The sequence below is a fragment of the Ruegeria sp. BB6 genome (assembly GCF_056539385.1).
On the sequence record NZ_JBQFUW010000002.1, the window covers coordinates 505,535 to 524,828 of the forward strand.

The window sequence follows — 19,294 nt, forward strand, 5'->3', positions numbered from 1 at the left end:
GGTGGTGTCAAAGCATCAAGCGTGCGCTTTCAGCGCACTCCTTTGGATTATGATTGGTAGACGGCCCCGACCTCGGCCCGGATGATCCGCGCGATCAGGCGGCAATCGTCCAGTGAGAATGTTAGCGGCACGCGCATATCCATGATCCCGGCCAACACGCGGTCACTGTCGGGTAAAGGCGCGCTGTCCGCATAGCGCCAGCTGTCATAGCGCGATGTAAACCCGGTGGGTTCGGCACCGCCGAACCACTTCAATTCCACTCCGCGAGCCGCACAGCGGCTAATCACTTCGGCAATGCGTTCCGGCGTCCAATCCAAAAGCAGGAACTGAATGGATGAGCCCACATAGGTCTCGTCCTCTGGCCGTTCGACGATCGTCAGACCGGGCGTGCCGCGCAAACCCTGTTCAATCGCGTCGTAGCGCTCATTCCACCGCCCCACCTGCCGGTCCAGATCCCGTAGCTGAGGCCGCAGGATCGCCGCCCGCAGATTGTCCATCCGGCCCGAGACATTGGGCGTGGTGTATTTAATCCGCTCAAACACCTCCGGCCCCGGCGCGGCCAGATGACGTTCGTACAGCATGTATGACCCCGACAACATCGTCGCCTTGGCCGCCAGCTCCTCATCATCGGTGATCAGCAAGCCGCCCTCACCGGAATTCACATGCTTATAAGTCTGGCAGGAATAGCACCCGATCGCCCCTTGCCGCCCCGACAACTGCCCACGCCACGCCGCGCCCATCGTATGCGCGCAATCCTCGATCACGGTCACACTGGCCGCGTCGCACATCTGCATCAACCGATCCATGTCGCACAGATGCCCGCGCATATGGCTGAGCATCAGAACCCGCGCCTGATCCAGCTTGGCCTCTAGATCATCCAGATCAATCACCAACGCCTCGGTCACGCCCACAAAAATGGGCTTTGCCCCGACCGAGGCGATTGACCCCGGCACCGGGGCCAGCGTGAAGGCATTGGTTAGAACCGGATCACCGGGCTGCACACCCACTGCGCGCAAAGCGGTCGCCAGAGCGTAACCGCCCGAGGACACGGCCAGACAATATTTCGCCCCCATCTGCGCGGCAAATTCCTGTTCGAGCAAAGCGGTTTCGCCCAACTCTCCGGCGGCCACGTTATAGCGATGCAATCGCCCGTGGCGCAGAACCGCCAATGCGGCCTCGATCGCTTCGTCGGGGATGGGTTCCTGCTGCGTGAAACTGCCAGTGAATGTCTCGGTCATACGCCCGTTCTGAGGCCGCGCGTGCGCAGCGTCAAGGGCTTACGCCACCGCTCCGATCAGACTGGTCACAACCTCGGGCAGATCATCGAAATGATGCAGCAACGCCTCGGGCTCCAGCGCGGCCATATCTGCGCCCGACGGACCAAACGTGACCAACACCGACGGCACGCCAGCGGCGCGCGCCGTGTTGCGGTCGGTATCGGAATCCCCGATCAGCACGCAAAGATCGGGATGCCCCCCTGCCCGTCGCGCGGCCTCGCGCAGCGGTTCGGGATTGGGCTTGCGAACCGGAAGGGTATCGGCCCCCACCAATGAAGCAAACTGATCGCGCACGCCCATCTGCGTCAACAACTGATCTGCCAGAGCTTCTGGCTTATTGGTGCAGATTCCCACGCCGTAGCCTGCCGACTTAAGCCCCTCAACCGCATCGAGTGCCCCTGGATAGAACTGCGTATAGGTGTCTATGGACTGGGAATATGCCTCAAGCAGCATCGGATAATACGCCAGAACGGTGCTTTCGTCATAGGCTCCGACCCGCTTCAATCCGTGCGTCAGCATCATCCGGCCTCCCCGCAGCGCGACCGCGGCATCCTGCCCGTGAACCAGAACGTCTCCGTGCCCCATATGACGAAAACAGTGGTTCGCAGCCTCGAGCAAATCGCCCGAGGTATCGGCCAATGTCCCGTCCAAATCGAAGATAACCGTTCGCATCGTGCCTCCTGCTTCGGCGGTTTTTCGCCGTATCCTGTTGCAAACGGCAATCTTGTTTGATGGCTGAACCGCTTGCGCCTTTGCCCTCAGCGGATAAAACGGACCGCAACAAAACACAAAGAGAAAACGATTTCATGAGCACCGCCCTTGTCATCCTTGCCGCAGGTAAAGGCACCAGGATGAATTCGGACATCCCCAAAGTCCTTCATCCGATTGCCCAGACACCGATGCTGGTTCACGCCATGCGTGCCGGAGCCGCGTTGTCGCCCGAACGTACCGTTATCGTCACCGGGCACGGGTCCGAGGCTGTGGCGAAAGTGGCAAAGGCCGAAGACGAAACTGCCCAGATCACGGAACAGGGTGAACAGTTGGGCACCGCTCATGCCGTCGCTCAGGCACGCGCTGCGTTGGAAGGGTTTGAGGGCGACGTGGTGGTTTTGTACGGTGACACACCGTTCCTTCAGCCTCAGACGCTGGAGCGCATGATTGAGGCACGCGCGCAGAACGATCTGGTTATCCTGGGGTTCAATGCCGCCGATCCAGCGCGTTATGGCCGCCTGGTCATGGACGGAGACAATCTGGAGCGGATTGTCGAATTCAAAGATGCCTCAGATGAAGAACGCGCGATAACCTTCTGTAATTCTGGCCTTTTGACCTGCAATGCTGAGGTTTTGTTTTCCCTGATCGACGCCGTAGGCAACGACAATGCGGCTGGGGAATACTATCTGACTGACGTTGTCGAAATCGCCCGCAGCCGTGACCTGAAAGTCACCGCAGTCGCTTGCGATGAGGCCGAGACGCTGGGCGTCAACTCACGCGCAGATCTCGCCGCTGCTGACGCAGTTTTCCAAACCCGCGCGCGGTCGGAACTGCTGGACCTTGGTGTGACCTTGATGGCGCCTGAGACAGTTTATCTTGCCGCCGACACGATCATCGGACGCGACACGGTCATCGAACCCAACGTGGTTTTCGGCCCCGGTGTCACTGTCGAAAGCGGCGCGACCATCCGGGCGTTTTCTCATCTGGAAGGCTGTCACGTCAGCCGTGGCGCTATCGTCGGCCCTTATGCCCGCCTGCGCCCGGGCACCGAACTGGCCGAAGACACGCGCATCGGCAACTTTGTGGAAATCAAGAACGCTGAGATCGCCGAAGGCGCGAAGGTCAATCACCTGAGCTATATCGGCGACGCAGCGGTCGGCGCGGCCACGAATATCGGCGCGGGCACGATCACATGTAACTATGACGGCATGATGAAGCACAAGACGACCATTGGCCGGAACGTGTTCATCGGATCGAATACCATGCTGGTGGCGCCTGTGACCGTGGGCGATGGCGCCATGACCGCGACCGGAACGGTGGTCACACGCGACGTAGAAGCCGACGCACTGGCCGTGGCACGTGCCAAGCAGGACAACAAACCCGGCTATGCGCGTAAATTGTTTGAGATGCTCAAGGCGAAGAAGGCTCGCCGCGATAAAGGAGCCTGACCGATGTGTGGAATTGTAGGCGTTCTGGGGCAACACGAAGTCGCCCCCATCTTGGTCGAGGCGCTGAAACGTCTGGAATATCGCGGCTATGACAGCGCCGGGATCGCAACGGTCAATGGTGGCGATCTGGGGCGTCGCCGGGCCGTGGGCAAGCTGGTGAACCTCAGCGATCTGCTGGTGCATGATCCTCTGCCCGGTAAGTCCGGCATCGGCCACACACGCTGGGCGACCCATGGTGCACCCTCGGTGACGAATGCGCACCCGCATCGGGCGGGTCCAGTTGCCGTAGTTCATAACGGCATCGTCGAAAACTACCGCGAGCTGCGCGCGGAACTGGCCGAACATGGCGTGGGCTTCGTGACCGAAACCGACACCGAAACCGTCGCTTTGATGGCTGAGCACTATCTGTCGTCGGGGCTTTCCCCGGTTGAGGCCGCCTTCAAAACAATTGACCGGCTAGAAGGCGCGTTTGCACTGGCCTTTCTGTTCGAGGGACAAGAGGACCTGATCATCGCCGCGCGCAAAGGGTCGCCACTGGCGATCGGGCATGGGGATGACGAGATGTTCGTCGGTTCCGATGCCATCGCGCTGGCACCGCTGACAGACCGCATCACCTATCTTGAGGAAGGCGACCGCGCGGTGCTGACCCGTACCTCGCTGGAGATTCGCAACGAAGCGGGCGATCTGGTCAACCGTGACGTCCGCCGGATCAAGCTGGACACTGCGCGCGCTGACAAAGGCGGGCACAAGCACTTCATGGCCAAGGAAATCGCGGAACAGCCCGTGGTCGTGGCCGAAGCGATCCGCTCGTATTTGCCCACCGGCGGCGATGAGGTTGTTCTGCCTGCAGAGCTGGACTTTACCAAGCTCGACCGTCTGACGATGGTTGCCTGCGGCACTGCCTTTTATGCCTGTCTGACCGCCAAGTACTGGTTCGAGAAGTTGGCCAAGATGCCGGTCGAAGTCGATATCGCCAGCGAATTCCGGTACCGGGAACCTCCGATCAGTGACCGGACCGCCGCGCTGTTCGTCAGCCAGTCCGGGGAAACAGCGGATACGTTGGCGGCGCTTCGGTACTGTGAAGGCAAAGCCGACAAGATCGTTTCGGTAGTCAATGTCCCCGAAAGCTCGATCGCGCGTGAAAGCGACGTGGCCTTGCCCATTCATGCCGGGGTCGAGATCGGAGTGGCCTCGACCAAGGCTTTCACATGCCAGTTGAGCGTGCTGCTGATGCTCGCGCTGAAGGCCGCCTCGGATCGCGGAACGTTGACAGCAGACGAGCTGGCCGACCACGCCGCAGCGTTGCGCGGATTGCCTGCGGTTCTCAACGTCGCGCTAGAACAGAACGACGCCATCCGCGCATCCGCCCAAAGACTATCCGAGGCGCGAGATGTTCTGTTTCTGGGGCGTGGCCTGATGTATCCTCTGGCCATGGAAGGCGCACTGAAGCTAAAGGAAATCAGCTATATACACGCCGAAGGTTATGCGTCTGGAGAGTTGAAGCACGGCCCCATCGCCCTGATCGACAAACACATGCCGGTGGTTGTAATGGCACCGCGTGACGCCGTTTTCGACAAGACAGTATCGAACATGCAAGAAGTCATGGCGCGCAAGGGCAAGGTCATTCTGATCTCGGATGGAGACGGGATCGCCGAAGCCGAGGACGGCGTCTGGAGCACGATCCGCATGCCGCTTGTTCACGAAAGCCTCGCCCCGATCCTGTATTCGATCCCGGCGCAGTTGCTGGCATATCATACGGCCGTCGCCAAAGGGACGGACGTGGATCAGCCGCGCAATCTGGCGAAATCTGTCACGGTGGAGTAGCAAATCGTGGACGCCTATCTGGATCAGATCAAGGCGCATGCCGACCCTGAGCGCGCCACGCAGATGGCGGCCTACCACAAGGCCGACCGTCTATATTTGGGGGTCGCAAACCCGATCCTGAACGACCTGACAAAAGCGTGGCGGCAGGACCTTGACGTGGCCTCTCGGGTCCAACTGGCCGATGATCTGTGGCAAACCAATATTCACGAGGGTCGCTTGGCCGCCGCCAAGCTGCTGACTCAGGCGCGTATCCGGCCGGATGATGCGGTTTGGGACGTGCTGCAAAGCTGGTTGCCGGATTTCGATGCCTGGGCCGTCGCAGACCACGCGTGCATGGCGATGCAAAAGCGACTGTCGGCCGATCCGGGCAGGCTGGATCAGGTGGAAGGCTGGACAACCTCTGACCACATGTGGACACGCCGCGCAGCATTGGTGGCAACCTTGCCGTGGACCAAGCAAAACCACCCCAAACCGGATGATCTGGACCGCCGAGACCGCATTTTGACCTGGGCCGCCGGATATGTCCCCGACCGTGACTGGTTCATCCAGAAAGCCGTCGCGTGGTGGTTGCGCGAGCTATCCAAGCACGACCCGTCCCGAGTTATCGCCTTCCTGAACACATATGGGGACGCAATGAAGCCATTTGCGCGTAAACAGGCCGGAAAATACCTGAAAGGTCAGTTTGAGTAGATCTCAAGCTCGACCAATTCATCAAAAGGCAGCAGCAATGCCCGCATCGCATCCAGCGACAACCGGCTGCCCCCACCTTCCGGCCCCGGAGCAGGCACCAAAGTAATGTAAGCCTGCGCTCCGGTCCTCGGAACCACTACCCGCCCGGTAAATTCGGTTTCGACCAAAGGTGTTTCCAGCCAGCGACCGGGCGTTGTGGGGTCCCCTAGCCCGGCCACAGTGGTTTTCGGGCCAACCCAACTGGCAGCGCTGACCGCTACAGGTTCGGGGTCGGCAACTTCTGCCACTTCTACCGCTTCGGGCTCGGCCTGGGCCTGTTCGCCATCGCCGCCAAAGACGCGGTCTGTCGTGGACCGGACAGTGTCACACCCCGCAACAGCGGTTAACAAAACGAAAAATGCAATCCTCATACCAATAATCTACCGCTCAAGGGACATCTGATCCAGACCAAAGCGCAGTTCGCCCTTGTCGCAGCCGGGTCGCCGCTTTACCTATGTGGCATGACTGCTGCTCCGCTTATTGACCCGTTTGCCCGTGCAATCACCTACCTGCGTGTTTCCGTCACGGATCGCTGCGATTTTCGCTGTGTTTATTGTATGTCCGAGGACATGAAGTTCCTTCCCAAAAAGGACCTTCTGACCCTGGAAGAACTGGACCGGATGTGCTCGACCTTTGTCAACATGGGTGTCGAAAAGCTGCGCATTACAGGGGGTGAACCCTTGGTTCGCCGGAACATCATGGCGTTCTTCAACGCAATGACCCGCCATCTGGAGAGCGGCGCATTGAAGGAGCTGACCCTCACAACCAACGGATCGCAACTTCACCGCTTCGCCGACGACCTTTACGCGGCTGGCGTGCGCCGTGTGAATATATCGCTGGATACGCTGGACGAGGACAAGTTCGCCCAGATCACTCGCTGGGGACGCCTGAAACAGGTCTTGAAGGGCATCGACGCGGCTCAGAAGGCCGGGCTGCGCATCAAGATCAACGCCGTTGCCCTGAAGGGTTTCAACGAAGAAGAACTCCCGCACATCACGCAGTGGTGCGCCGAACGCGACATGGATCTGACCTGGATCGAAGTCATGCCAATGGGTGACATCGGCAACGAAGACCGCCTTGATCAGTACTGGTCGCTGAAAGACGTGCGCAAAGAGTACGAAAACCACTACACGGTCTCTGATCTGGCCGAACGCACGGGCGGACCTGCCCGCTATGTGCGGCTTGAAGAAACCGGACAGAAAATCGGGTTCATTACCCCGCTGTCCCATAATTTCTGCGAAAGCTGCAACCGTGTACGCCTGACCTGTACCGGAGAATTGTATATGTGCCTTGGTCAGGAAGATATGGCTGACCTGCGCAGTTCCCTCAGGGATCACCCCAACACCGAGGAACCGCTGGAACAGGCGATCCGCGCGGCCATCAATCTGAAACCCAAGGGCCACGACTTCGACTATTCCCGCCAGTCCGTTGACGGAAAGATGAGCCGTCACATGAGTCACACAGGCGGCTGACATGCCCGATCCCTCAGAACGGCCAACGCTGCTCTACAACCTGTATTGCGGCCTGACCGGGGTTATCGCGCCAATCGCTTGGCAATCGGTCAGAAAGAAAATGCAGGCCGCGGATGTCCCGGTCGAGCGTCAGCACGAGCGGTTAGGCCATGCAAGCCTGCCGCGACCCAGCGGCCAACTGATCTGGTTTCACGCTGCAAGCGTGGGGGAAACCCTGTCCGTTATCACCTTGATCAAACGTCTGGGCCAGCGCCTGCCCAAGGCCGAGTTCCTTATCACATCCGGCACGCCAACCTCAGCCGCGCTGATCGCAAAGCGTATGCCCCCGCGCACGCGCCACCAATTCCCGCCACTGGACACGTCCGGGCCCGTTCAGCGTTTCCTGAACCATTGGCGACCCGACGCCGGTATTTTCGTCGAAAGCGAAATCTGGCCCCGGCTCATCGTTGAAAGCGCCGATCGCAACATCCCGCTGGCCCTGCTGAACGCCCGGCTGTCCGACAGTTCCGTGGAAGGCTGGAAAAAGCGACCGAAAACCGCGCGGTTCATCTTGGACAAGTTCCAACTTTTCCTGACCCAAAACGACAAGACAGCCGAAAATCTTCGCCAGATGGGGGCCGCGCCCGAACGCGTTCAACAAGGCACCAATCTCAAGGCTATGTCCGACCCACTGCCCGTTGACCAGAACACCGTATCGGAGATCCAAAACCAGATTTCTGGCCGCCCAGTCTGGATCGCCAGTTCCACCCATCAAGGCGAGGAAGACGCCGTTCTCGCGGCACATGCGCAGTTGTTGAAACAACGCCCCGATTTGCTGTTGCTTCTGATCCCTCGCCATCCAGAACGCCGGGACGAAGTCGCCACCCTTATCACGCAAGCCGGGCTGACAGCAGCTTTCCGGTCTTCAAACGAAGCGATCTCGGACACAACACAAATCTATGTGGCGGATACTTTGGGGGAAACCGGTACGTGGTACGCAATCTGCCCCATCGTGTTCCTCGGCGGCTCATTGAAAGAAATCGGAGGACACAATCCCTTTGAACCCGCACAAGCCGGGGCTGCAGTCATCACCGGGCCGGGTTACTACAATTTTGCCGAAACCTTCGCGCCCCTGATCGAAACCGGAGGCGCGGTGGAAATAAACTCTGCCCCGCAACTGGCAGCTATCGTTGACAAATGGCTGTCTGACCCAAGCGCATTAAACTCAGCCCAATCCGCCTCAAAATCCTGCGTCAATACGCAAAAATCTGCCCTCAACGATGTCGTCGAAACTTTGTGTGACAGGCTTTCTTTACTGCCTCGGGATCCCGCTTCATCTGGCTAAAAATATCCCGGGGGTGTGGGGGCAGCGCCCCCACGCACGTCGCAAGTCACGCAGCAGGCATTCGCTGTTCGACAATTTCTGCCCACCAACTGCACCCGGCGGGAATGGCCTCATCATTGAAATTGTATTCCGGGTGATGCACGGCCGCCGTGTCGCCATTTCCGACCAGTATATAAGCCCCGGGGCGCTCCTCCAGCATGAAGGCAAAGTCCTCACCTCCCATGACCAAAGGTGCATCGGCACAATCACCAGCCACGGATCGCGCGACATCAGCCGCAAAATCGGTCTGTTCATCGCTGTTCACCATCACCGGATAACCACGATAATAAGTGACATCGGCCTTTCCACCGAAGGTGGCTGCAACACCGTTGCAGATTTCACCGATCCGTTTCTCGGCCAGATCCCTCATCGCTTCGCTCATCGTGCGCACAGTCCCCCTCAGCTTGACCGTCTGCGGGATCACGTTGAACGCCGTCGAGGACGTTTCAAATGACGTCACCGACACAACCACCTGATCAATGGGATCAGCATTGCGCGACGCTATTGTCTGCAAGGCCATGACCGCTTGCGCGGCAAGAACTGTCGTATCAACGGTTTCATGAGGCTTGGCCGCATGCCCCCCTTCGCCTTCAAACACGATATCGAACTGGTCGGTCGCGGCAAAAAAGGCGCCGGGGCGAATAGCAAAGCTCCCGACCGGACGGCCGGGCCAGTTGTGCATGCCATAGACCTCCTGAATGCTCCAGCGGTCCATCATCCCGTCTTCGCACATCTCACGGCCTCCTCCACCGCCTTCCTCGGCGGGTTGAAAGATGACCACGACGGTGCCGTCAAAGTTCCGCGTTTCCGAGAGGTATTTCGCCGCCCCCAACAGCATCGCCGTGTGCCCGTCATGACCGCAGGCATGCATGGCACCGTCTGTCTTGGACGCATAGTCCAGCCCGGTCGCCTCATGAATCGGCAGAGCGTCCATATCCGCGCGCAGACCGATCACCTTGCCTTTGGTATCGGTCTTGCCCTTGATGACGCCAACAACTCCCGTGCGTCCAATCCCGGTTACGACCTCGTCACATCCAAATTCCCTGAGTTTTTCAGCAACCAGAGCGCTGGTGCGATGGGTTTCAAACAGGATTTCGGGATTTTGGTGAATATCACGCCGCCACTCGGTGATTTCATTTTGCAGTTCCGCAAAGCGGTTTTTGATCGGCATGTCTATCTCCCATATTTTTCTTGTTCCCTGCTCTCGGCCGTCAATCCAGTGCCGCAGGTCTCAGTGCACCCGACAAGATAACAATCATGATTGCAAGCGGCAGTAGGGCCATGAATGCCAACCGCAATGTAAGCATCTCTGCCAAAAACCCAATAAGCGGAGGTCCAATCAATAGCCCCCCGTATCCCAGGGTTGCCACGCTTGCGATGGCTTGACCGGGCGGGACATGCGGGTCGTTAGCGGCTCGGCTGAACGCCAAGGGCATAATGACCGCATAGCCAATCCCCATCAGCGCAAAGCCTGCGAGCGCAAGCATTGGCTGCGTAGCCGATACGACCCCCAGAACGCCCAATGCCGCGCAAACACCGCCAAATCTGGCCGTCGCGACCGGCCCGAACCGAGAGATGACCAAGCCTCCGGCCAATCGGAAAGCAACCATGGTGACCGAGAATACAGCGTACCCCAATGCCGCGACACTCTCGGCTGCACCGGTCACGTCCCGCAGGAAAATCGCGCTCCAATCCGCGACCGCGCCCTCGCCCAATGCGCCGCACAAGGCTGTGAAGCCGACAAGGATCAGCGCCCCGGATGGCAAGGCAAAAACCGCGCCGCCAGACGAAGCCGCCCTGCGGGACGTCCAGCGCACCCAAGACAAGACCAGCGCCAAACCAACCACGACGCCGCCCGCCAGCAGAAAGTGCTGCATCACAGTCATACCAAGCTGCACCGCCCCGTACCCGCTGAGCGCACCCAGCCCGGCCCCAAGGCTCCACATCGCGTGAAACGAAGACATGACGGGCTTGTCATAGGCTTGCTCAACCTCAGCAGCCCACGCGTTCATCGCAACGTCCATCGACCCGTGAAACGCGCCGAAAACAAACAAGAAGGCCGCCAACGCCCAAAAACTGCCGGCAAAGGCCAGCAGAATAAGCGACAGCGTATAGAGAACCGCAATGACACGCGTGATGGAGACCGCCCCAAACTTGTCCGTCAGGCGACCGGTAATCGGAAAGGAACACACGGCCCCGGCTGCCATGAACAGCAAGCCAAGCCCAAGCGCTTCGTGCGTCAGGTCCAGCCTGTCCCTAACCGCCGGGATACGCGACGCCCATATGCCGAACAACGCACCATTCAGGATGAACATGGCAGCTACAGCCCGCCATGCGGCTACGATTCCAATCACGGGTCTACCCTCAGCTCTCCCCCTGCCCCGGTCAGTACTACAGACACGACACAGAATGGCAAACGAGGTTTACTCCAACCGCTTTCGGATTTGCCGGATCGCAAACCACACGATCAGCACAACCGGAATCGTGACAGTCGCTGTCAGCATGCCCTTGCTGATCCCGGCTTTAGTCACCGGATACAACAGGTAGCTGACCAGCGAGACCGCGTAATAACTAATGGCAACCACCGACAACCCCTCGACCGTGTGTTGCAATCGCAGAGCTAGATCGGCGCGGCGGTCCATACTTTCCAACAGCGCCTGGTTCTGTGCGCTGCGTTCAACATCCACCCGGGTCCGCAACAGCTCACCTGCTCGGATAGCCCGATCCGACAGGGCCTGCAAACGACGTTCAGTCGACTTCACGGTGCGGATCGCGGGGTCATAGCGCCGCATCATGAAATCGGCAAAGCTCTGACGGCCATCGAACCTCTGCTCGCGCAACACTTCGATGCGCTGATTGACGATGGCCTCATAAGCGCCTGTTGCGCCGAAACGAAACGAGCATCGGGCAGACAATGTCTCCAGCTCAATCGACGTGGCAAGCAGGTCCGGCAAAAGATCATCAGGATGGGCCGAGTTATCAGTCATCTGCCCCATTAGCTGCGTAAGCTGCGCGTCCAACTCACCGATCCGGGGCGTCATCTGCTTGACGCGAGCAAAGCCAAGCATCGACATCGCCTTATACGTTTCGATCTCGCACAGGCGTTGAATGATCCGCCCGGTTCTGCGCCGTCCCGTGCCTTGGGTCACAAACAGCGCAAAGCGCATATGACCAGCCGGATCAATCCGAAAGTCGCTGGCACAAATGGCCGCATCATCCAGTACTCTCGCCACGGCAAGGCTTTCAGGCTCGAACCAATCGGACAGTGATGCCTTAACCGCTGCATCGTTCTCCAAATCCACGACCCGCATCATGGCCGAGGTCACACGCTGACCCGGACTGGCCATCAACCAATCCGGTGGAAATACCTCAAAGTCGGCAGGGTTAAAGGCACGGTCGCTGACATTCTGCGTGATCGCGGTATAGGTCACAAACTCGGTATGCTGCTCCCACTTGAGCCAATGACGGCCGATCTGCCCCGCATAGTGGGTGGCCTCGGGCTGCGGATGCGGCGCACCATGACGATCCAGCAGATTGATCAAATGCGCCATATCTTCGTTTCGATCCCGCGCAACCGCTGCAGTGGGCTTCTTTATGGCCAGAAACACCACCGTACATGGGGTCGACGCCACCGGAAATGGCCGCGCGTGCAGTTCGTTGGCCAACGCATAGCGCAATGGATGGTCATCAATGGGCGTCATTCAAGGCTCCGGGTCTGATCGGCGCACTATACGATACCTCAAAAATACATCAATTCTCTTTTTATTTCATATGCTTACAAGGATACAACGGTATACAAATCCGCTATCTCATTGATTTGGCTGCCACAGCTCAATTGGGTTGCCCTCTGGATCATGGATTCGGGCGAACTTTCCGACCTCACTGTCCCATTCAGCGCGTGTCTCAACGAGGATGCCGGCGGCCTCAAGCTGCGTGATCATCGCGTCCAGATCGTCGACGCGAAAGTTAATCATCCATTGCTGTTCGGTGCGTCCAAAATAGTCCGTGTCCTGCGCAAAGGGCGCAAAGACCGTGTACCCGGCGCTCTGCTTCCAAGGCAGCGGGTTGAGCTGGTTCACACCGAGATGCTTTTCATACCACCGTCCAAGCGCTTCTGGATCGCGCGCACGGAAAAACAAACCGCCTATGCCATTCACTTTCTGCAAAACCAACCCAATCGCGATCACCTCACGACAAGAGTATCACATCCCGCCCGCTTCATCTGGCCAAAAATATCCTGGGGGTTTGGGGGCAAAGCCCCCAACAACAAAAAAAGAAAAGGGCGCCCGCAGGCGCCCTTTGCAATGTCCCTGAACCAAATGATCAGTCGATCATCGGCAGCAGCTTGTCCAGCGACTGCTTGGCGTCGCCATAGAACATGCGAGTGTTCTCCTTGAAGAACAGCGGGTTTTCGATGCCCGAATAGCCAGTACCCTGACCACGCTTGGACACGAACACCTGCTTGGCCTTCCAGCATTCCAGAACCGGCATCCCGGCGATGGGGCTGTTGGGGTCTTCCTGCGCCGCGGGGTTCACGATGTCGTTCGACCCGATCACGATGGCCACATCCGTTTCCGGGAAGTCCTCGTTGATCTCGTCCATCTCCAGCACGATGTCATAAGGCACCTTGGCCTCGGCCAGCAGCACGTTCATGTGACCCGGCAGACGACCGGCAACGGGGTGGATCGCGAAACGCACCTCTTTGCCCTTGGCGCGCAGCTTGCGGACCAGCTCGCTGACCGACTGCTGTGCCTGCGCAACCGCCATACCGTAACCCGGAATGATGATCACGCTGTCTGCGTCGTTCAAGGCCGCGGCAACGCCATCGGCGTCGATGGCAACCTGCTCGCCTTCCACTTCCATTTGCGGACCCGAGGTGCCACCAAAGCCGCCCAGGATCACACTGACAAAGTGACGGTTCATCGCCTTACACATGATGTAGGACAGGATCGCACCGGACGAGCCGACCAGCGCGCCAACCACGATCAGCAGGTCGTTGCCGAGGCTGAAACCAATCGCTGCCGCAGCCCAACCCGAATACGAGTTCAACATCGACACAACCACCGGCATATCCGCGCCACCGATACCCATGATCAGGTGATAACCGATGAACAGCGCCGCCAGCGTCATCAGGATCAGCGGGAACAGACCGCCCGACGCGGTGTACCAGATCAGACAGATGAACGAGAGACCCGCAGCCGCCGCGTTCAGTGCGTGACCGCCGGGCAGCTTGGTTGCCGCCGAGGTCACTTTGCCTGCCAGCTTGCCATAGGCCACGACCGAACCAGTAAAGGTAATCGCACCGATGAAGATACCCAGGAACAGTTCCACATGCAGGATCGTCAGTTCCGCCGCCGTTTTCTTGGCGATCAGCTTCGCAAACGCGCCCAGATCGGACAGGTCCGCCTCTTTCGCGCTGTCAGCAATCGCCATGACCTGCGCCACGTTGCCGATCTCAAAATGCGCGTTGAAGCCTACGAATACAGCCGCCAGACCAACCAGCGAGTGCATCGCGGCCACAAGCTGCGGCATCTCGGTCATCTGCACGCGCTTGGCCACGTAGGAACCGATCAGACCGCCGCCTGCGATCAGCAGCAACGACAGCAGCCACAAGCCCGAGCCCGGACCAACAAGCGTGGCGAAAACCGCCAGCGCCATACCGACAATGCCGTACCATACGGCGCGCTTGGCGCTTTCCTGGTTCGACAACCCGCCCAGAGACAGGATGAAAAGGACAGCCGCAAGAACGTAAGCGGCAGTGGTGAAGCCAATCATCTACCCGGCCTCCTTAAGATTTCTGGAACATGGCGAGCATGCGCCGGGTGACAAGAAAGCCGCCGAAGATGTTGATCCCGGCCATAAAGACAGACAGCGCCGCCAGCAGGATCACCAGGAACGAGCCCGACCCGATCTGCATAAGCGCCCCAACGATGATGATCGACGAGATCGCGTTGGTGATTGCCATCAGCGGCGTGTGCAGCGAGTGTGCAACGCCCCAGATCACCTGGAAGCCCACAAACACAGCCAGCACGAACACGATGAAGTGCTGCATGAAGCTGGCCGGAGCGACCAGACCCACCAGCAGCATCAGCGCGCCGCCCACTCCCAGCAGCGTGAACTGCTGCTTGGTCTGCGCCTTGAACGCTGCGATCTCCTGCGCCTTTTTCTCCTCCGGGGTCAGTTCCTTGACCTCGGGCTTTTTCTGCGCCGCGATTGCCTGCACTTTCGGCGGCGGCGGCGGGAAGGTGATCTCACCCTCGAAGGTCACGGTCGAGCCACGGATCACGTCATCTTCCATGTCGTGATTGATCTGACCGTCCTTTTCAGGCGTCAGGTCCGACATCATGTGGCGGATGTTGGTCGCATACAGAGACGACGACTGCGATGCCATCCGGCTGGGGAAGTCGGTATAGCCGATGATGGTCACGCCGTTGTCGGTCACGATTTTCTCGTCCGCCACGGTCAGCTTGCAGTTACCACCCTTTTCCGCCGCGAGATCGACGATGACCGAGCCCGGCTTCATGCTTTCGACCATGTCCTTGGTCCAAAGCTCGGGCGCTTCGCGGTTCGGGATCAGCGCGGTGGTGATCACGATGTCCATCTCAGGCGCAAGCTCACGGAATTTAGCCAACTGAGCGTTGCGGAATTCCTCGGACTGGACCGAGGCATAACCGCCGGTGGCTGCGCCATCCTGTTGGTCTTCTTCAAAGTCCAGATAGACGAATTCTGCCCCCATGGATTCGACCTGCTCGGCCACTTCGGGGCGCACGTCGAAGGCATAGGTAATCGCACCCAGCGAGGTCGATGTCCCGATCGCCGCCAGACCAGCCACACCGGCACCGACGATCAGAACCTTGGCTGGCGGTACTTTACCCGCAGCCGTCACCTGACCGGTGAAGAAACGACCAAAGTTGTTACCGGCTTCGATAACCGCGCGGTAGCCCGCGATATTGGCCATCGATGACAGCGCGTCCATCTTCTGCGCGCGCGAAATACGCGGCACCATTTCCATGGCGATAACGTTCGCGCCTTTGGACTTGGCCAGCTCCATCCCTTCTTCATTCCCCGCAGGGTTGAAGAACGAAATCAGCGTCTTGCCCTTGGTCAGACGCTTCAGCTCGGTCTCATTCGGCTGACGCACCTTGGCAACGATATCAGCAGCCTTCCAAAGCGCGGCGGCTGTTTTGACAATCTCGACGCCTGCGGCCTCATAAACGGCATCCGAAAACCCGGCCGCAGCGCCCGCACCGGATTCAATGGCGCAGTCGTAGCCCAGTTTTTGAAGCTGAACTGCTGAATCCGGAGTCATTGCGACCCGATTCTCACCGTCCATTATCTCTTTTGGTGTACCTATCTTCACCGGCATTATCCCCCTAATTTTCACTCACAATGAGCGGGTGGTCGGTATTGTTCATCAAGCATCCATGTATCCCGCGCAATATTATTTCGCAAGCGCAGCAAAACTTACGTTGTGTCATAACGCGTAAATCCTCAGATCCAACGGCGCGTGCTGCGCTCGTATCTTGCGAAGTCGGCGCGGAATGTTTTTCGCAGGCGATCCTCTTCCGGCAGAATGAAGCGGCGCTCCAGCAGCCATACAAAAACAGGTATCAGCACAAGAGACAGAACTGCGTCAAAGCGAAGAACGAGTCCCGTCAGGATAAGGATATCGCCCAAATAGATCGGATTGCGACTACGCTTGAATATCCCACTTTGTACTAACGATGTGGGTGTTTCATGCGGAATAACGGTCGTGCGGTGACGTCGGAATTCGACAATGGCCATCAAGACAAGGATCAGGCCTCCGCCAATCAGTACACCGCTCAGCAAGTCCGTGAACCCGCCATCCAGAGACAGTCCCAAAGATAGATGTTGCGCTTGAAGCCACGCGAGCGCAGCAAAGCCCAGCAACCAGACCGGCGGTATGTCGAGTTTACGCATGGACAGGGCTACTTTCTGCTCGGCCTCAAAGGGGAATGTCGCTTTTGCTCATTCGTTTACCGCTTTCTGACACAAATCGCAAAATAACAGATAGTCGCAGGAATTTTTTTCAACCACGGCCAGCACCGGCATCAATAGACAGGTGGTGTCGTATCAGCTAGCCCTTGTTCACTGACCAATATCAAGAGCAAGCCGATGACCGATTTTGCCGCGACCAAAGCCATGTTCGATTTGCCTGAGGGCGTGATTTACCTTGACGGGAACTCGCTGGGTCCCTTGCCCAAAGCCGCTGGGCGTCGGGTCAGCGACATGATGACCGAGGAATGGGGACAGATGCTGATCACCGGCTGGAACAAGGCCGGATGGATGGGGCTTCCGACTGGGTTGGGCGATCGCATTGGCCGCCTGATCGGGGCCGAGCCCGGCAGCGTCGTTACCGGCGACACACTGTCCATCAAGGTTTATCAGGCTGTCGCTTCTGCGTTGGACCTATGCCCTGATCGCAGGGTGGTTCTGTCGGACTCCGGCAACTTCCCTTCGGACCTGTACATGGTGGACGGGCTGCTTCGCTCTCTGGGGCCGGACTACGAATTACGTGTCGTTGCGCCCGAAGATGTAGCCGAAAACGTGACCGAAGACGTTGCTGTTTTGATGCTGACCGAGGTCGACTACCGTTCGGGCCGGATGCACGACATGAAGGCGCTGACCGAACTTGCGCATGCCAATGGAACCGTCACCGTCTGGGATCTGGCCCACTCAGCGGGGGCGATCCCGGTTGACCTGTCCGGTTGCAATGTCGATTTTGCGGTTGGCTGCACGTACAAATACCTTAACGGAGGACCGGGCGCGCCTGCCTTTATCTATGTCGCCCCGCGTCTGGCCGACCAAGTGCGCCCGGCACTGTCGGGCTGGCTTGGACACGAATCCCCGTTTGCGTTTGACCTGGATTACCGCCCCGGCAGCGGGATTGAGAGGATGCGGGTCGGCACCCCTCCGATACTCCAGATGACGGCTTTGTCCGCCGCGATGGACATTTGGGACATGGCAGACATGGAAGATGTACGCGCCAAGTCCATCGAGCTGACAGAACTGTTCATCCATCGAGTCGAGGCCACCTGCCCCGACCTGCAATTGGCCAGCCCACGCGACCCCGACCTTCGCGGCAGCCAAGTATCATTCCGCTTTGCCGAAGGCTATGCTGCGATGCAGGCGTTGATCGACCGCGGAGTTATCGGAGATTTCCGCGCCCCCGACATCATGCGCTTTGGCTTCACCCCTTTGTTCATCGACGAACAGGACGTGCTTAAAGCCGTAGAGATTCTGGCCGACATCATGACGAACAAGCTGTGGGACACGCCAGAATACAAAGTGCGGCAGCGGGTTACTTGACCTCAAGCCCCGCGCCGATGACCGTGGCAAGGTTCGAGTTGGATCGGGTGAATTCCTGATAATCCGTCGCCGACGTCTTTACCCCGCGCAGCGCAAAGGAAATCATTTTGGCCGTTTCGCGCGGGCCGTCAAACAATCGAATTCGCCCCTGCTCTGCTTCGCGCCCAAGCCATTCAGCGTATAGCGCCATCAGCCGTGCCTCTCCCTGAGTCACAATGTCTGACGCGGTGGACACACTTGCATCCAGCAACTCCAACCCATGAGGTGACGACATGATTTCGGCCATGCCGTCCGTCTGAACATGTATTGCGTTGCCAATGATCTGAGAGACAGACCCCTCCATGCTCAGCGCTTCGGCAACGGCGATGGCCCGACGCTCATAGTATAGACCAGTCAGCTTGCGCAGGATCGCCTCTTTGTTGTCGAAGTACAGATACAGGGCCGGTCGGGACATGCCCGCGCCCTTCGCGATGTCGTCCATCGACGTTTTCTTGAACCCATAGGCCGAAAACGCACTCAGCGCTGACGCGAGGATCGTCTGGCATTTATCGTCTAAAACAACGTCTTTCATTTGAGCTCGTGACATTTTTAACTCATTTTGTCAGTTGACTGCCTGACACTTTAAACTATCTATGTCAGAAAGTTAGCAAAGCCACAAGGCGAGAGGGTGCACGATGGCGACCAATCTTAAAGTTAACGGGACCTCTTATCAGGTGGACCTGCCTGACGATGTTCCCCTGCTTTGGGTCCTTCGCGATGAGGTCGGCTTGACCGGCACCAAGTTTGGCTGTGGCGTGGCCGCGTGTGGGGCGTGCACCGTTCACATTGATGGCGAGGCCGTCCGGTCGTGCCAGGTCGCGCTGTCGGATGTCTGGGGCGATGTGACCACGATCGAGGGGCTGGGCACTCCGGATGCGATGGCCAAGATCCAGCAAGCGTGGGTCGATCATCAAGTCGCGCAGTGCGGATATTGCCAGTCGGGACAGATCATGCAAGCGGCAACTCTGCTTTCCGAAAACCCCGCCCCCACAGACGCTGATATTGATGACGCGATGCAAGGCAATCTGTGTCGCTGCGGCACCTATCCCCGTATCCGCGCCGCGATCCACGACGCAGCCTCGAAGCTGAAGGAGGCGTAAG

General features: G+C 58.8%; 18 protein-coding genes. 7 read left to right on the forward strand and 11 right to left on the reverse strand.

Annotated features, from left to right (window positions below; translation table 11 throughout):
• Positions 1 to 47: 47 nt before the first annotated feature.
• Complete coding sequence (locus tag ACR0B7_RS06920) at positions 48 to 1,238, reverse strand: aminotransferase class I/II-fold pyridoxal phosphate-dependent enzyme (RefSeq protein WP_170483817.1); 1,191 nt, start codon at positions 1,236 to 1,238, stop codon at positions 48 to 50.
• A 39-nt stretch (positions 1,239 to 1,277) separates the two neighbouring features.
• Positions 1,278 to 1,949: an HAD-IA family hydrolase gene (locus ACR0B7_RS06925; protein ID WP_170483820.1), complete on the reverse strand. Its 672-nt coding sequence runs from the start codon at positions 1,947 to 1,949 to the stop codon at positions 1,278 to 1,280.
• Positions 1,950 to 2,083: 134 nt separating this feature from the next.
• On the opposite strand from ACR0B7_RS06925, the gene glmU reads away from it, so the two are divergent.
• The 3 genes from glmU to ACR0B7_RS06940 are packed head-to-tail and all read left to right on the forward strand — an operon-like array spanning position 2,084 to position 5,950.
• Positions 2,084 to 3,436 (forward strand): bifunctional UDP-N-acetylglucosamine diphosphorylase/glucosamine-1-phosphate N-acetyltransferase GlmU, encoded by a 1,353-nt coding sequence (glmU, locus tag ACR0B7_RS06930; protein ID WP_170483822.1) that lies wholly within the window; start codon positions 2,084 to 2,086, stop codon positions 3,434 to 3,436.
• Positions 3,437 to 3,439: 3 nt separating this feature from the next.
• Positions 3,440 to 5,260 carry a glutamine--fructose-6-phosphate transaminase (isomerizing) gene (gene glmS / locus ACR0B7_RS06935; protein ID WP_170483824.1) on the forward strand — a complete coding sequence of 607 codons (1,821 nt, stop codon included), beginning with the start codon at positions 3,440 to 3,442 and terminating at the stop codon, positions 5,258 to 5,260.
• Between the two features lie 3 nt (positions 5,261 to 5,263).
• On the forward strand, positions 5,264 to 5,950 hold the full coding sequence (locus ACR0B7_RS06940; protein ID WP_170484299.1) for a DNA alkylation repair protein: 687 nt from the start codon (positions 5,264 to 5,266) through the stop codon (positions 5,948 to 5,950).
• Here ACR0B7_RS06940 and ACR0B7_RS06945 read toward each other — a convergent pair.
• Positions 5,938 to 6,360, reverse strand: a complete 423-nt coding sequence (locus ACR0B7_RS06945; RefSeq protein WP_170569210.1) for a hypothetical protein — start codon at positions 6,358 to 6,360, stop codon at positions 5,938 to 5,940. The genes ACR0B7_RS06940 and ACR0B7_RS06945 overlap by 13 nt on opposite strands.
• 90 nt (positions 6,361 to 6,450) lie before the next feature.
• Between ACR0B7_RS06945 and moaA the strand changes: the two genes are divergently transcribed.
• Positions 6,451 to 7,461 (forward strand): GTP 3',8-cyclase MoaA, encoded by a 1,011-nt coding sequence (gene moaA, locus ACR0B7_RS06950; RefSeq protein WP_170384286.1) that lies wholly within the window; start codon positions 6,451 to 6,453, stop codon positions 7,459 to 7,461.
• A gap of 1 nt (position 7,462) precedes the next feature.
• Positions 7,463 to 8,785, forward strand: a complete 1,323-nt coding sequence (locus ACR0B7_RS06955) for a 3-deoxy-D-manno-octulosonic acid transferase (protein ID WP_170483829.1) — start codon at positions 7,463 to 7,465, stop codon at positions 8,783 to 8,785.
• Positions 8,786 to 8,831: 46 nt separating this feature from the next.
• On the opposite strand, the gene ACR0B7_RS06960 is transcribed toward ACR0B7_RS06955, so the two are convergent.
• The 7 genes from ACR0B7_RS06960 to ACR0B7_RS06990 form a co-directional block, all read right to left on the reverse strand.
• Complete coding sequence (locus ACR0B7_RS06960) at positions 8,832 to 9,995, reverse strand: M20 aminoacylase family protein (RefSeq protein ID WP_170483831.1); 1,164 nt, start codon at positions 9,993 to 9,995, stop codon at positions 8,832 to 8,834.
• A 40-nt stretch (positions 9,996 to 10,035) separates the two neighbouring features.
• Positions 10,036 to 11,178 (reverse strand): MFS transporter, encoded by a 1,143-nt coding sequence (locus tag ACR0B7_RS06965; protein WP_480681158.1) that lies wholly within the window; start codon positions 11,176 to 11,178, stop codon positions 10,036 to 10,038.
• Positions 11,179 to 11,247: 69 nt separating this feature from the next.
• Positions 11,248 to 12,525, reverse strand: a complete 1,278-nt coding sequence (locus ACR0B7_RS06970; RefSeq protein ID WP_170576554.1) for a DUF3422 domain-containing protein — start codon at positions 12,523 to 12,525, stop codon at positions 11,248 to 11,250.
• 108 nt (positions 12,526 to 12,633) lie between these two features.
• Positions 12,634 to 12,990, reverse strand: coding sequence for a VOC family protein (locus ACR0B7_RS06975; protein ID WP_170484304.1), 357 nt, complete (start codon positions 12,988 to 12,990; stop codon positions 12,634 to 12,636).
• A gap of 157 nt (positions 12,991 to 13,147) precedes the next feature.
• Positions 13,148 to 14,599 (reverse strand): NAD(P)(+) transhydrogenase (Re/Si-specific) subunit beta, encoded by a 1,452-nt coding sequence (locus ACR0B7_RS06980; protein ID WP_480681160.1) that lies wholly within the window; start codon positions 14,597 to 14,599, stop codon positions 13,148 to 13,150.
• 13 nt (positions 14,600 to 14,612) lie between these two features.
• Positions 14,613 to 16,184 (reverse strand): Re/Si-specific NAD(P)(+) transhydrogenase subunit alpha, encoded by a 1,572-nt coding sequence (locus ACR0B7_RS06985; RefSeq protein ID WP_170483835.1) that lies wholly within the window; start codon positions 16,182 to 16,184, stop codon positions 14,613 to 14,615.
• A gap of 131 nt (positions 16,185 to 16,315) precedes the next feature.
• Complete coding sequence (locus ACR0B7_RS06990) at positions 16,316 to 16,765, reverse strand: methyltransferase family protein (RefSeq protein ID WP_170483837.1); 450 nt, start codon at positions 16,763 to 16,765, stop codon at positions 16,316 to 16,318.
• 195 nt (positions 16,766 to 16,960) lie between these two features.
• Between ACR0B7_RS06990 and kynU the strand changes: the two genes are divergently transcribed.
• On the forward strand, positions 16,961 to 18,154 hold the full coding sequence (gene kynU, locus ACR0B7_RS06995; protein ID WP_170569213.1) for a kynureninase: 1,194 nt from the start codon (positions 16,961 to 16,963) through the stop codon (positions 18,152 to 18,154).
• On the opposite strand, the gene ACR0B7_RS07000 is transcribed toward kynU, so the two are convergent.
• Positions 18,147 to 18,740: a TetR/AcrR family transcriptional regulator gene (locus ACR0B7_RS07000; protein ID WP_480681163.1), complete on the reverse strand. Its 594-nt coding sequence runs from the start codon at positions 18,738 to 18,740 to the stop codon at positions 18,147 to 18,149. The genes kynU and ACR0B7_RS07000 overlap by 8 nt on opposite strands.
• An 88-nt stretch (positions 18,741 to 18,828) precedes the next feature.
• Here ACR0B7_RS07000 and ACR0B7_RS07005 point away from each other — a divergent pair, with 88 nt between their 5' ends.
• Complete coding sequence (locus ACR0B7_RS07005; protein WP_170483841.1) at positions 18,829 to 19,293, forward strand: (2Fe-2S)-binding protein; 465 nt, start codon at positions 18,829 to 18,831, stop codon at positions 19,291 to 19,293.
• Position 19,294: the final 1 nt, after the last annotated feature.

Bases quoted from the DNA above. Each gene is read 5' to 3' on its own strand.
- ACR0B7_RS06920 (WP_170483817.1), bottom strand. From the start codon at position 1,238: ATGACCGAGACATTCACTGGCAGTTTCACGCAGCAGGAACCCATCCCC.
- ACR0B7_RS06925 (WP_170483820.1), bottom strand. From the start codon at position 1,949: ATGCGAACGGTTATCTTCGATTTGGACGGGACATTGGCCGATACCTCG.
- glmU (WP_170483822.1), top strand. From the start codon at position 2,084: ATGAGCACCGCCCTTGTCATCCTTGCCGCAGGTAAAGGCACCAGGATG.
- glmS (WP_170483824.1), top strand. From the start codon at position 3,440: ATGTGTGGAATTGTAGGCGTTCTGGGGCAACACGAAGTCGCCCCCATC.
- ACR0B7_RS06945 (WP_170569210.1), bottom strand. From the start codon at position 6,360: ATGAGGATTGCATTTTTCGTTTTGTTAACCGCTGTTGCGGGGTGTGAC.
- moaA (WP_170384286.1), top strand. From the start codon at position 6,451: ATGACTGCTGCTCCGCTTATTGACCCGTTTGCCCGTGCAATCACCTAC.
- ACR0B7_RS06955 (WP_170483829.1), top strand. From the start codon at position 7,463: ATGCCCGATCCCTCAGAACGGCCAACGCTGCTCTACAACCTGTATTGC.
- ACR0B7_RS06960 (WP_170483831.1), bottom strand. From the start codon at position 9,995: ATGCCGATCAAAAACCGCTTTGCGGAACTGCAAAATGAAATCACCGAG.
- ACR0B7_RS06970 (WP_170576554.1), bottom strand. From the start codon at position 12,525: ATGACGCCCATTGATGACCATCCATTGCGCTATGCGTTGGCCAACGAA.
- ACR0B7_RS06980 (WP_480681160.1), bottom strand. From the start codon at position 14,599: ATGATTGGCTTCACCACTGCCGCTTACGTTCTTGCGGCTGTCCTTTTC.
- ACR0B7_RS06990 (WP_170483837.1), bottom strand. From the start codon at position 16,765: ATGCGTAAACTCGACATACCGCCGGTCTGGTTGCTGGGCTTTGCTGCG.
- kynU (WP_170569213.1), top strand. From the start codon at position 16,961: ATGACCGATTTTGCCGCGACCAAAGCCATGTTCGATTTGCCTGAGGGC.
- ACR0B7_RS07000 (WP_480681163.1), bottom strand. From the start codon at position 18,740: ATGTCACGAGCTCAAATGAAAGACGTTGTTTTAGACGATAAATGCCAG.
- ACR0B7_RS07005 (WP_170483841.1), top strand. From the start codon at position 18,829: ATGGCGACCAATCTTAAAGTTAACGGGACCTCTTATCAGGTGGACCTG.